Genomic DNA, 13,132 nt, shown 5'->3' with positions numbered 1-13,132 from the left:
GAAAACACATGTCGCAAAAATTTAATGTTGCTGTCTTAGGCGCCACAGGTTTAGTGGGTCGTCAAATTATCGAAACTTTAGAAGATCGTAAATTTCCGGTTGGCGAGTTGTTCTTGCTTGCGAGTAGCCGCAGTGCGGGTGAGGAAATACAATTCCGTGGTGAATCGATTGAAGTACTCGACGTAGAAGGATTTGACTTTAGCCAGGCACACATAGGTTTATTTTCAGCTGGGGGAAATGTTTCTGAAAAGTACGCTCCCATTGCTGCAGACGCAGGGTGTGTGGTGATTGATAATACCTCGCATTTTCGCAATGACTTCGATGTACCATTAGTGATACCTGAAGTGAATGCATCGAGCTTAGCGGATTTTAGAAACCGCAATATCATTGCAAATCCTAACTGCTCAACTATTCAAATGTTGGTCGCGTTAAAGCCTATTTACGATGCATACGGTATTGACCGTATTAATGTATCGACTTATCAGGCTGTGTCGGGTGCGGGCAAAGAGGCCGTTGATGAACTTGCTAAGCAAACCGCTAACCTAATGAATGCGCGTCCAATGGATAATGCTGTTTTTTCTAAGCAGATTGCCTTTAATGTCATCCCACAAATCGATACTTTTGAAGACAACGGTTATACCCGTGAAGAAATGAAAATGGTGAACGAGACACAAAAAATCTTAGGTGACACGAGTGTCGTGGTAAACCCAACGTGTGTTCGTGTTCCGGTTTTCTTTGGTCACAGTGAAGCGATTAATATTGAGACACGTATGCCAGTTGATCTTGAGCATGTAAAACAGTTACTGAATGATGCACCCGGTGTAGAACTGATTGATGACTTGGGTGATTACCCAACAGCGGTATCTGATGCAAGTGGTAATGACACTGTGTATGTTGGTCGTTTACGTGCAGACATTTCTCATCCACACGGCTTAAACATGTGGGTAGTGAGTGACAACACGCGTAAAGGGGCTGCAACGAACAGTGTGCAAATCGCTGAAGAGCTAATTGCAAACTACCTTTAAATCTGATGATTTTGACTGAGTCATTCAGTAAAGAGAGCGGCTAATTGCCGCTTTTTTTATGTTTTCAGTGCCAAATTATTGCCGCATACGCTGTAAAAGCGTATAAACTTAACATAACAATAAAAAAGTCTCTCAGCCGCTAATATTTAAGCTATTTACTATCAACGTGTTGCAATAGATATTGCTCACCAACTGGTTTATAGTTTGCAGCTGGAATAGAGCTTGCAAGAAAGCATAATTAAGAATCAATTCTGCAAGAATTACTTGATGTTTAAGCAACCAACGTTGCTGCGTTAACATTTAAAACATAAAGGATCAGCATGCGCGGTTTAGCAACACTCTTCATATTAGCGTCTGCCTTGGTGGTAACACCGACTTACTCTGATGAAGGCTCCACTCTTAAAGGCCCTAAAGGCGTCGATTATGGTGCGCAGGGGCGATCAATTGGTCCGATAAAACCGACTGATACTCTGTGGCGTATTGCCGCTAAAATTCGACCTGATAACTCTGTAAGCATTTATCAGGTTATGCAAGCATTGTACGACAAAAACCCGTCATCGTTTTTAGATCAAAACCTGAATCACATGCGTGATGGCGCGTATCTTAAAATTCCGACTATTGCAGAAATGCGTGCTGTTAACCCGACCCTAGCGAAAGCCCGATCTGAGCAAGACGATGAGCTGTGGGAGAAAAAGAAAAATGGCACATTAACAGTCGCCGAAATAAACGAATCGCAAAAAAAGGTGACGCAAGCTCGTAAAGTCGATTTAGACGAAGCAAAGCAAGAGCTTAAACAAGAAATAAACACAATCAAAACTGAGCAAGGCACGCAGCTTGTTGAATTGCAAAAGCAATTTAAAACATCGGTCGATAATGTTGAAGAAATTCTTGCCGAAAATAATAAGTTAAAACAACAGCTAACAGGTATTTCGAAAGAGCTAGAAACGGTTCGTGACCAACTCGGACAAGACAGTGAAATTCAAAAGCAACTTAAAGAGTTAATTGCCAAACAGAATGAGATTATAGAGCAGCAAAAAGCAAAAAAGATTGAAGAGGACAGTGGGCTTAACGTGTCGTCAATTTTAAGCAACCCATTTGTTCTCGGTGCTTTAATGTTCATTCCTGCGTTACTTATTATTGCGGCTGTTGTGTTGTTTTTGAAAAAAAGAAATAACAACGCGCCAGAAGCCAGCGATGACGATGAGTTTCTACCACAAAGCCCAACTTACACTGAAAATGATGAGTTAGACCCTCTAGTCGATAATGATCCGCTTATTCCTGACCCCGTTGAAGATAACGATGATCTGAGTGTTCGCTTAGATGATGACTTAGACCAAGATATGCTGCCAGATGATGACATTATCTTTGATGACAGTATTGATGATAGTTTTGACGACGATGACAGTGTTTTAAATCAAGATGAACTCGAAGGGCTTTTAAGTGACGATATTGTGTTTAATGATGAGTCAGAAGGCAGTGAAGATGATGATTTAGACGCATTTTTACAGCAAGATTTTGATCAATCTGATGACGACAGCTTAGGCGATGAAATTGATTTAGAAGGTGAACAATCACAAGTCGACTCTTCAGGCGATATTTTAAGTGCGGATGATATTGATGATCTATTCGCCAGCGACAACACCGATGATTCGCAAGACAGCAACAAAAACGATGATATGGCGGCATTAAGTGAAGAGCTTGCCGAAGACGATTTTGATATTGACAGCCTAATTGACGAGCAAAACAATAATACCAGCTCAGAGCAAAATGAAGACGTTAATTTAGATGACATTGACGACTTACTCGATGAAGAGGACGAGACCCCTGTAGGCACTATTGATGCTGAATTAATCGATGAAGATGACTTTGATATCGATAGCTTAATTGATGACGTGCAAACGGATGAGCAGCCAGCACACACATCGAACACAGTGGAAGAGGAATCGGTCGATGCTGACGATATTGATGCTTTATTAGATGAAGCGAGTGATGATGATGCGCTAGATGTTGATGACATTGACTCACTACTTGATGACGTTGCAATGGATGAAGCCGCAACAGAACAAACTCTCAGTGAAGAGCCTGAAGTTGATGACCAGCCTCAAACTGACGAACAGGTCGATGAAAACGAGCTAGTTGACGAAGATGAACTAGACGATTCACTCGATGTTGACGACATTGACTCACTCCTTGATGACGTTGCAACAGATGAAGCCTCAACTGATGAAGCTACGACTGAACAAACTCTCAGTGAAGAACCTGAAGAGGATGACCAGCCTCAAGTTGACGAGCTAGTTGATGAAAACGCGCTAGTTGACGAAGATGAACTAGACGATGCACTCGATGTTGATGATATTGACTCACTCCTTGATGACGTTGCAATGGATGAAGCCGCAACAGAACAAACTCTCAGTGAAGAGCCTGAAGTTGATGACCAGCCTCAAACTGACGAACAGGTCGATGAAAACGAGCTTGTTGATGAAGATGCGCTTGTTGACGAAGATGAACTAGACGATGCACTCGCTGTTGACGACATTGACTCACTCCTTGATGACGTTGCAATGGGTGAAGCTGCAACAGATGAAGTCATGACTGAACAAGCACTCAGTGAAGAGCCTGAAGTTGAAGAGCAGCCTCAAACTGATGAGCTAGTTGATGAAGATGCGTTGGTTGATGAAAACGAGCTAGTTGACGAAGATGAACTAGACGATGCACTTGAGATTGACGACATTGACTCACTCCTTGATGACGTTGCAATGGATGAAGCTGTAACAGATGAAGTAACGACAGAACAAGCACTCAATGAAGAGCCTGAAGAGGATGACCAGCATCAAGCTGACGACCAACCTCAAGTTGACGAGCTACTTGATGAAGATGCGTTGGTTGATGAAAACGAGTCTGTTGACGAAGACGTGCTAGACGATGCACTTGATGTTGACGACATTGACTCACTACTTGATGAGGTTGCAACGGATGAAGCCGCAATTGAAGACGCACAGAGTGAAGAGCCATTAGTCGATGAAGAACCTGAGTTCGATGAACAGGTTGATGAAAATGAGCTTGATGACGCGCTTGATATTGACGACATTGATTCCTTACTTGATGAAGTCGAAACCGATCAAGATGAAGCCGATGAAGAGACAGGCGTCGATACACTTGATGATGAAGATGAGTTAGATGATTCGCTGATTACTGAAGACGATGATCTCGATGATATTGATGAACTCATTCAAGAAGCAAATGAGCTTAAGCAAGAGACAGAAGCGCAAATCTCTGACCTATCGAACGAAGAAGACAGCAACGCGCAGCATAACGAAAATCTACAAGACTCATTAGCTGATCTTGCTGATGCTGATCAAGCTATTGATGATATGAATGTGGAATCAGTGGCATCTGAATTAGTTGATAGCACAGAAGAAGTAGACATTGATGAAGCTCTGCATCAGGAATTTAATGAAGACAGTGATGAGCTGTTAGACGAAGATGACCGCTTAGATGAATATGATGATCCGGCATTAAAAAGTGTTGATGAACTGCTCAACGAAATCGGTGAAGACGAAGACTATGTTGCCCCACCAGATTGGTCTATTGATGAACCCGAGCAGGACTTTGAAGAGGTCGAAATTGATTTAGGTGACGACCCGCTTGCCGAGGACGAGTTAACCGATGAATTTGATTTAGACATTGAAGACGAACCTTTAACGCAAGATACGGTGACACCAAGCCAAGAACTGGAGGAATACCCAGAACTTGAGCTAGATGAAGCAGGTTTTGAGTTAGATGATAATGACACAGAGCTCAAAAACGAAGATACGATAAAGCCGAGCCAAGCAGAGCAAGATCTAGCTAACTCACTCGCAGGTGGCAATGAACTTGACCAGCTTGAAGATGATTTTGATGATGATCTTTTGCTCGATAATGAATTCACTGAAGCTGATGCATTTGAGCCTGAAAGCGACTCTGCTGAACTTGAAAATAAAGTAACAGTAGATGACCCGCTACCAGAGCTTGATGATTTACAAGAGTTTGAGTTAGAAGAGGCTGAACTAGAAAGTGTTGCAGATAATGCGCAAACACTGGCTGATATTGAATCTACGCTTGCGGATAGTGACGGTATCGGTGAGCTTTCAGATGATGAAATCGATGATGATTTTATGGCAGATCTGACGCAAACAGATTTTGATGCATTGCTTAATGAGCTCGCCGAACCGGATGAAACAGACATAACGGATGCCAGTGAGTTCGACGTTGATTTCAATGCACTGTTAAATGAAGACCTGCAAGTTGAAGCCGCAGACGAAAGTGACTTTTCAACTGATATTGAACCCTCAGATGAACAAGCCTCTAAGCAAACAGACGATGAGTTTGTTGATATAGATTCATTGCTTGAACAGAGTGATGATGAAGCGCTTGATTTTGAACCATATGACGATGTTGATATGGATGTGGGTCTTAGCGATTTTAATGACTTGCTTGCAGGTGATAACCCTACAGATGTTGATGCTGAAAGTGGGGGTTACTCTGCCAAGCTTGATTTAGCGCGAGCGTATATCGAAATAGATGATTTTGATTCTGCGTTAGAGGCAATTGAAGATGTGATTGCCAATGGCCCAGAAGAAGTGCAAGAAGAGGCGCTATCTTTAAAAGCTAAAATTAAGTCATAAAGTATCAAAGTAAATAAACCGAGCTTAGTCGCTCGGTTTTTTTGTATTTAATATAGGGTATTACCTATCTTGTAAACGGCGAGCCTTGAAATCAGACTCGGCTTTCCATTTTGGCCAATCACCGTTATTAGCAAGCTTGGCTGCAATATCAACAATCAGTTCAATGTCTTGTTTCACACCGCCCATTGACCATTGCGGCGAATAGTCGTCAGCTTCTTTATGGTATTTATGAGCAATATAGTCGGGGTCTGTATCGCCTAAGCTCATAAATAACAAGCTTGGCACGCCTTGTTTAGCCAATGAAAAATGATCTGAGCGGAAGAACAAGCCATTCTGTGGTCTTGGATCCATCTTTACGTGACGTCCTTGTGACTGTGCTGCCTCAGCTAGGTAGTCTTCCATTTCAGACATGCCTTTGCCGTATTGTAAAATGTAGTCAACGCCATCAAGTACGTTCATACCATCGATATTAAGCAGTGCCACCATTTGTTTGGTGGGGGCAATTTCGCCGGTAGCGAATTGCTCTGAACCAATTAGCCCCGTTTCTTCTGCGGTGAAATTTGCGAAGATTATTGAGCGTTTGAATGGCTTTTTCTTATGCATTTCACTCAAAATGCGGGCAATTTCAATAGTGGCTGCGGTGCCTGAAGCGTTATCGACAGCACCATTATAAATCTTCAGCCCCTCTTCGGTTTGCTTCGTACCAAAATGATCCCAGTGAGCGCCAATAACGATGTATTCATCAGGTGTTTCACTGCCTTTAAGTGTTGCTACAACATTATGCGATTGTGCTTGGGAGATATCACTTTTCAATGTCAGCTCCGCTTTCACTTTTAAATCAAGCGGCTTAAAATCAGCTTTTAATGCGTTGGCTTTTTCGGTTTGATAATCAAAGCCTGCTTGAGCAAAAATTTCATTTGCGGCCTGCTCATCAATCCATCCCATGACAGGAATGTCTGATGCATTATTGTCTTGGTCGATAAGTGTGTATTTACTGCCTGTGTTCGAGCTTTCAACAACTCCCCAAGGGTAAGCGGCTGGTGCTGTTTCGTGCACGATAAACACGGCTTTTGCACCTTGGCGTGCACCTTCTTCGTATTTGTAAGTCCAACGACCATAATAGGTCATGGCATTGCCTGTAAATAGCGTGTCGTCTTGAGTCGCAAATCCTGGGTCATTGACAAGTACAATAACTGTTTTGTCTTTTACATCAATGTCAGCAAAGTCATCCCAGTTATACTCTGGGGCATTAATACCATAGCCAACAAACACCACGTCAGAGCCAGCAATATTGATCTCTGGATTAATTTGTTGCGTGCGTGCGGTAAAATCACTGCCAGCATTAAAGCTTAACTCGCCAACCTTTAGCGTCATATTCTGATCAGGCGTGAGTTTTGCCATTGTCACTGGCTGTAAAAAATTGCCATTAAAACTGCCCGTTAAGCCTAGCTTTTTGTATTCGTCAGCTAAGTAGTTAATGGTCAGAGTTTCGCCTTCTGTGAGTGGACCACGGCCTAAAAACTCATCAGAGGCAAGCGTTTTAATGTGTGAGCGTACTTTGTCAATGTTGACGGTTTCAAGCGTGGATGTGCTTAGTTTATCAGTGCTTGCTTCATCAGCGCTTGGGGTTGGTTGCTCAGAGCAACCGAATAAACCCACAGCAAGCGCTAAACTTGCATATTTAAGGTAAGTTGTCATAGTTTTTCTGGTTGATTGTACAGAGTTTCACTATATGGGACGAGAAGAGGGCTGTCCAGAAAGACGCTACAAACAACTGATTATTCAGGATGAGTAGATAATCATTCAATTTTCAGCCATGAAAAATTTACCACCAGGTTTTGTTTATCGCAGGATCTTGAATACTGAATACCTCGCCAACTAGTGGGGTGCTTAGCGAGACATGCTCTTGTACAGCCTTTTTAGTCACGCGGTTGAGTGGTTCATACCAGGCGTGAAATGCTAAATCGAATGTGCCATTATGCACTGGGACCATGATATTTCCGTGTAAATCTAAATGCGCTTGAACAGATTGCTCTGGTGTCATGTGAATATTTGACCACTCTTGGTCGTAAGCCCCAGTTTCAATAAAGGTAATATCAAATGGCCCATAGCGTTTGCCAATTTCTTTAAAGCCCGCGAAATAACCAGAGTCACCATAAAATAAAAGCGTTTGTCTTTTACTTTTATAGCCCATGAGCCCCACAGTGTTTTGTTTCTATCCGTTAAGCCTCTGCCTGAAAAGTGCTGTGTGGGTGTAAAAACGATTTGGCTGTTTGTAGTCGTATGGTCTTGCCACCAATCAAAGCTAAGCACTTTTTGCTTTTTTACCCCCCATTTTATGAGATCATTTTCTACACCGAGCGGAACATAAAAAGAGTCGGTTTTGTCGGCCAGTTGCTTGATAGCTGCTTTATCTAAATGATCATAATGGTTGTGCGAGATAAAAACCTTCGCAATGTGAGGTAACTGTTTAATGCGTATTGGCGTAGGTTGAAAACGCTTTGGTCCCATAAACGAAAATGGCGAAGCTCGCTCGGAAAATACAGGATCAAACAGCCAAAATTCACCATACACTTTAGCTAAAATTGATGAGTGGCCCAGTTTCACAAAATGGACGCTGTCATTCGATAAAGACGCAAGCTGCTGTGTTGATAAAGCATACATAGGCAGTTCGTGTTTGGGTTCTGCATCAATTTTCTTTTCTGTCATGAAACGTATGAAGATTCCCAGCGTTTTTCTAAAACCAGGCTGCTCAACCTTTGCATTATTATAGAAGGTGCCATCTACTAATTGAGCTGAGTGACTGTCATCACTTACGCCTTCAGCGGCAATTTGATTATTCATAATTAACACGCCGACCATGAAGCATACTGTGGCGATTACGAGCCATCTTAGAAATTTCATATCGTTACCATAAGTAAACTGAGTGGTGTAGTTTTTCATTGTTTGCTTTAAAAGTAAACTATCTAGTGCATTTTTTATTTTTGCGTTACACTATTGATGTCATGGGGGAAGTACATGAAATTATCACAAAGAAAACGACTCGATATTTTGAATGCAGCTGAAACGTTGTTTTTTCAACAAGGTTTTGAACAGACGAGTATGGATCAGGTTGCAAGCTTAGCGGGCGCTTCTAAACGCACTGTTTATAATCATTTTGAAAATAAAGGTGTGCTGTTTCAGGCTATTCTGGTGTTTATGTTTGAAAAAGTGCGTCAAGAAAAAGCCGTTATTTTTAATAAGCAACACCCTATTGCAGAGCAGTTAACACAAATTGCTGTGCAAGAGGTGGCTTTGCTTACCTCGGAAGAGTTTCTAAAAATAGCGAAAGTGGCTTTTATGCAAATGCTCCAACAGCCCGATTTAGCTAAGTCGCTCGCCAACAACAGTATGGGTTGCATGCAAGATTTAGTGGCTTTTTTAGAGGCGGCCAGTGACGCGCATGTGTTACATATTGACGATGCTGAATTTGCGGCTAAACAGTTTGTGTATCAATTAAAATCGCTGATCTTTTATCCTCTTTTGTATGGATTTGAGCGCCAAAATGGCGACACAGAAGAGAAAGTGATTAGCGAAACCGTGAAAATGTTTTTAGCGCGTTATCAACGATAGTATTTCTGATGAAAACGGCAATTGTAGTATTAGGCGCTCCAAATGAACCTGACGGCAGATTATCTGTTATTGCAAAAGCACGCTGTGATAAAGCCTACGCCGTTTTTCGCGATCATCAACATGCAAGTCTATTGTGTACAGGTGGCTTTGGCAGCTTTAATAAAAGTGCGTATCCGCATGGCGAATTAACCAAGCGGTATTTAGTTAAACAAGGTATTCCAGTATCTCGCTTTTTGGCGCATGCCCCAAGCCGTTTTACCTTTGAAGATGCGACACTTGCACAGCCTATTTTAGACCGTGCAGAGATTAAAAAAGTACTATTAGTCAGCTCTGAGTTTCATATTGAACGTGTTCATTATGTTTTTCGACACATTATGCCTTTGATGGAATTTGAGTGTGTGCCTGCAGTCACGCCTTTACCAGCTGAAGAGCTTGCTTTGTTACGTGCTCATGAACAGCAGGCAATGTTAAGAGAAGAGCAAAATATTTTAAGCTACAAAAAAGCCGCGCTATAAAATTTTATAGCGCGGCTTTTAAATGTTTAATAAGAAGTGTTATTTAACTTCTTTACCTGCTGCCTGTTGATCAGCATGGTAGCTTGAGCGAACAAACGGGCCACATGCAGCATGTGTGAAGCCAATTTCGTCAGCATAAGCTTTTAAGCCATCAAACTCGGCTGGTGGCACGTAGCGTTTAACCGGTAAGTGGTGCTTTGAAGGCTGTAAGTATTGACCTACCGTGAGCATATCTACGTTATGTTCACGTAAATCGCGTAATACTTCTTCAATCTCACTGATTTCTTCGCCTAGACCGACCATTAGGCCAGACTTTGTTTTCACTTCTGGGTGCGCTTCTTTAAAGCGACGAAGTAGCTCTAATGACCATTTATAATCAGCCCCTGGACGCGCTAGTTTGTATAATCGTGGTGCCGTTTCTAAGTTGTGGTTGAACACATCTGGCGGCGTTTCAATTAAGATATCAAGCGCTCTGTCCATACGGCCACGAAAATCAGGTACTAGAATTTCAATGGTGATATTTGGGTTATGCTTACGAATTTCACGAATACAGTCAGCAAAGTGTTGTGCACCGCCATCACGTAGGTCATCACGGTCAACAGACGTAATAACAACATAGCTTAACTTCATATCTTTAATCGTTAGAGCTAGTTTTTCTGGTTCTGCTGCATCAGGCTTTAATGGACGCCCATGCGCAACATCACAAAACGGGCAGCGACGCGTACAAATTGCACCAAGAATCATAAAGGTTGCTGTACCGTGATTAAAGCATTCTGATAGGTTAGGGCACGATGCTTCTTCACACACAGAGTGTAAGCCGTGTTTACGCATGGCACTTTTAATACCATCAATACGCTCTGTTGATTTTGGCAAACGAATCTTAAGCCATTCTGGCTTACGTAACATTTCGTTTTTTTCTGTTGGTAAAACTTTCACTGGGATCAGCGCCATTTTCTCAGCATCACGCAGTTTTACGCCTGGTTCCATTTTGACTGGTTTATTCATTCGTTTTCAAACCCTTCAGTGTGCTTAACCACAGTAGCATTAAGCTTTTTAATCATGTGTTTAATAAGCCCTGAACCTGCTTGCTCTAGGTTCTGTGGGCCATTGAGATCGGTTGTCTGCACCATGTTCATACCAGCATAACCGCATGGATTGATACGTAAAAATGGGCTTAGGTCCATATTTACATTCAGTGCTAAACCATGGAAAGAGCAGCCGCGACGAACGCGTAAGCCTAACGATGCAACTTTACTGTCGTTAACATAAACGCCAGGTGCATCCGCCTTTGCATAGGCTTCAATATCATAATCTTTAAGTGTATCGATAATACACTCTTCCAACCAAGTGACGAGTTCACGAACGCCAATATTTAAACGGCGAAGGTTAAACAGCACGTACATCATTTGTTGACCCGGTCCGTGATAGGTCACTTGACCACCTCGGTCTACTTGAATCACTTCAATATCACCGGTGTTTAATAGGTGCTCTGCCTTACCTGCCTGACCCTGTGTAAAAACAGGTTCGTGTTCCACAAGCCAAATTTCATCAGCTGTGTGCTCATCGCGGGTATCGGTAAATGATTGCATTTTTTGCCAAATTGGCATGTAACGCTGTCGCCCTAATTGGCGAACGATTAATTCTCTCTCGCTCACGACTTACTCCGTAATCAGTCTATAGCATATGACGTACGTCATCGATGTTGCTGATCACGTTATAGATTTCTTCGATGTGCTCTTTGCTTGTTACCGTAGCAACAAGTGTGACTGACTCATAATTCCCTTTACTGCTTGGTTTGATCTTAGGTGCGTAATCGCCCGGTGCAATGGGTTGCAGCTTTTCTAGGATCTGATCTGTCAGATTTACATTAGCTAAGCCCATGATTTTAAATGTGAATGGGCAAGGGAAATCTAAATACTCGTCAAACTTAGTATCTTTTACAGGTTGAACCACGACGGTGACTCCTCAAACAATGGTCTGCTTAATAGACGTTTTCTTTGCCATTTCTTGGCGTTAAGCAAACTGGATTACGACGCACTCGACCCAGCGCGACTGATATGGGGCGCATTCTATCATTTTTCAGGCAAAAAAAAACGCCTTGCAGTGCAAGGCGTTTATAATCTTTTTTACGGGTTTACATTATTTGTAAACGTAAGTAATCGTAAATTTTGCTAAAGAAGCTACCTTCTTCCACTTCTTCTAAGGTAACAAGTGGATATTGCGCAATTTCTTCACCTTCAAGCTGTAAGAAAAGTGTGCCTACTTTAGTGCCTTTCGCCAGTGGGGCTTCTAAGGTTTTATCCAGCTCAAAGTTCGCTTTTAAGTTTTTACGTTGACCGCGTGGGATAGTAATGGGTGTATCTTCTAAAATACCTAACGATACGTTTTCTTTATTACCCATCCAAATACGTTGCTCTGCAAAACTGTCACCTGCTTTATAGGGTGTGATTGTTTCGAAGAAACGGAAACCGTAGTTAAGTAGTTTTTTACTTTCTACCTTACGTGCACGCTCGCTTTCAGTTCCCATTACAACTGCAATTAAACGCATATCATCTTTGGTTGCTGAGGTAACTAAGCTATAACCCGCTTCTGAGGTATGGCCTGTTTTAATTCCGTCTACGTTTAAGCTCTCATCCCATAACAATGAGTTACGGTTGTATTGTTTAATGCCGTTATAAGTAAATGATTTTTTTGCATAAACTTCATATTCATCAGGTACGTCACGGATAAGTGCAGCGCCTAATGTTGCCATATCACGTGGCGTGGTAAAGTGCTCGTTGGTATCTAAACCATGGCTATTAACAAAGTGACTGTTGCTCATGCCTAGTTTTTCAGCATGGGCATTCATTAAATCAGCAAATGCACTTTCGCTGCCTGCAATGTGCTCTGCCATTGCTACGCACGCATCATTTCCTGATTGGATTATGATACCGTGGTTAAGATCATCAACACTGATTTGTTTACCCACTTCGATAAACATTTTTGATGACTCTGGGAAGTTCTTTGCCCATGCTTTTTCGCTCACTGTTACCATATCGGTCGGTGAGATATTACCTGCTTTAATTTCTGTACCAATGACATAACTGGTCATCATTTTGGTCAGACTTGCTGGTGCTAGTTTTGTATCAGCTTCGCCTTCGGCAATTACTTTTCCTGTGGTGAAATCAACCAAAAAGTAACCTTTAGCATTAACTTGAGGTGGGGCGGGGATGATTTGGGCTGTTGCAGAAAATACGCTAGCAGTGCAAACAAGGCCACAAACGCCACTTAAGATTTTATATTTTATAGATTTCATCGTACTCATTAATGGTTGAAG

At 42.1% G+C, this 13,132-nt stretch carries 9 protein-coding genes and 1 pseudogene; 4 read left to right on the top strand and 6 right to left on the bottom strand.

Going from position 1 to position 13,132, the window contains the following annotated elements; all coding sequences use genetic code 11:
- Positions 1 to 8: 8 nt before the first annotated feature.
- Together BWD47_RS07100 and BWD47_RS07095 are read left to right on the top strand one after the other, a co-directional pair.
- Complete coding sequence (locus BWD47_RS07100) at positions 9 to 1,025, top strand: aspartate-semialdehyde dehydrogenase (RefSeq protein ID WP_075593707.1); 1,017 nt, start codon at positions 9 to 11, stop codon at positions 1,023 to 1,025.
- A gap of 320 nt (positions 1,026 to 1,345) precedes the next feature.
- Positions 1,346 to 5,689 carry a FimV/HubP family polar landmark protein gene (locus BWD47_RS07095; protein ID WP_075593706.1) on the top strand — a complete coding sequence of 1,448 codons (4,344 nt, stop codon included), beginning with the start codon at positions 1,346 to 1,348 and terminating at the stop codon, positions 5,687 to 5,689.
- A gap of 60 nt (positions 5,690 to 5,749) precedes the next feature.
- Here the strand turns inward: BWD47_RS07095 and BWD47_RS07090 are convergent, their stop codons facing one another.
- Together BWD47_RS07090 and BWD47_RS07085 are read right to left on the bottom strand one after the other, a co-directional pair.
- Positions 5,750 to 7,387 carry a M28 family metallopeptidase gene (locus BWD47_RS07090; RefSeq protein WP_074989690.1) on the bottom strand — a complete coding sequence of 546 codons (1,638 nt, stop codon included), beginning with the start codon at positions 7,385 to 7,387 and terminating at the stop codon, positions 5,750 to 5,752.
- Between the two features lie 127 nt (positions 7,388 to 7,514).
- A pseudogene (locus BWD47_RS07085) lies at positions 7,515 to 8,200 on the bottom strand (MBL fold metallo-hydrolase).
- A 507-nt stretch (positions 8,201 to 8,707) separates the two neighbouring features.
- Here BWD47_RS07085 and BWD47_RS07080 point away from each other — a divergent pair.
- A complete protein-coding gene (locus tag BWD47_RS07080; RefSeq protein ID WP_036967326.1) occupies positions 8,708 to 9,301 on the top strand; it encodes a TetR/AcrR family transcriptional regulator in 594 nt (197 codons plus the stop codon).
- 8 nt (positions 9,302 to 9,309) lie between these two features.
- Positions 9,310 to 9,816: a YdcF family protein gene (locus BWD47_RS07075; protein ID WP_065978082.1), complete on the top strand. Its 507-nt coding sequence runs from the start codon at positions 9,310 to 9,312 to the stop codon at positions 9,814 to 9,816.
- A gap of 39 nt (positions 9,817 to 9,855) precedes the next feature.
- On the opposite strand, the gene lipA is transcribed toward BWD47_RS07075, so the two are convergent.
- The 4 genes from lipA to BWD47_RS07055 all read right to left on the bottom strand — a co-directional run bounded on the left by lipA (position 9,856) and on the right by BWD47_RS07055 (position 13,111).
- Positions 9,856 to 10,821 carry a lipoyl synthase gene (gene lipA / locus BWD47_RS07070; RefSeq protein ID WP_036967331.1) on the bottom strand — a complete coding sequence of 322 codons (966 nt, stop codon included), beginning with the start codon at positions 10,819 to 10,821 and terminating at the stop codon, positions 9,856 to 9,858.
- Complete coding sequence (lipB, locus tag BWD47_RS07065) at positions 10,818 to 11,471, bottom strand: lipoyl(octanoyl) transferase LipB (RefSeq protein ID WP_036967333.1); 654 nt, start codon at positions 11,469 to 11,471, stop codon at positions 10,818 to 10,820. The genes lipA and lipB overlap by 4 nt, the downstream gene beginning before the upstream one ends.
- A 19-nt stretch (positions 11,472 to 11,490) precedes the next feature.
- A complete protein-coding gene (ybeD, locus tag BWD47_RS07060) occupies positions 11,491 to 11,769 on the bottom strand; it encodes a DUF493 family protein YbeD (RefSeq protein ID WP_036967336.1) in 279 nt (92 codons plus the stop codon).
- Between the two features lie 181 nt (positions 11,770 to 11,950).
- The gene (locus BWD47_RS07055; protein ID WP_036967339.1) at positions 11,951 to 13,111 is read right to left on the bottom strand and encodes a serine hydrolase; all 1,161 of its coding nucleotides are present in this window, start codon (positions 13,109 to 13,111) and stop codon (positions 11,951 to 11,953) included.
- Positions 13,112 to 13,132 lie beyond the last annotated feature (21 nt).

Origin of the sequence: Pseudoalteromonas sp. PAB 2.2 (genome assembly GCF_001938575.1) — a bacterium.
Classification (GTDB): Bacteria; Pseudomonadota; Gammaproteobacteria; order Enterobacterales; family Alteromonadaceae; genus Pseudoalteromonas; species Pseudoalteromonas lipolytica.
This window is presented reverse-complemented; position numbering and strand designations above follow the sequence as displayed.

Coding starts and splice junctions, on each gene's coding strand:
- BWD47_RS07100 (WP_075593707.1), top strand. CDS start 9: ATGTCGCAAAAATTTAATGTTGCTGTCTTAGGCGCCACAGGTTTAGTG.
- BWD47_RS07095 (WP_075593706.1), top strand. CDS start 1,346: ATGCGCGGTTTAGCAACACTCTTCATATTAGCGTCTGCCTTGGTGGTA.
- BWD47_RS07090 (WP_074989690.1), bottom strand. CDS start 7,387: ATGACAACTTACCTTAAATATGCAAGTTTAGCGCTTGCTGTGGGTTTA.
- BWD47_RS07080 (WP_036967326.1), top strand. CDS start 8,708: ATGAAATTATCACAAAGAAAACGACTCGATATTTTGAATGCAGCTGAA.
- BWD47_RS07075 (WP_065978082.1), top strand. CDS start 9,310: ATGAAAACGGCAATTGTAGTATTAGGCGCTCCAAATGAACCTGACGGC.
- lipA (WP_036967331.1), bottom strand. CDS start 10,821: ATGAATAAACCAGTCAAAATGGAACCAGGCGTAAAACTGCGTGATGCT.
- BWD47_RS07055 (WP_036967339.1), bottom strand. CDS start 13,111: ATGAAATCTATAAAATATAAAATCTTAAGTGGCGTTTGTGGCCTTGTT.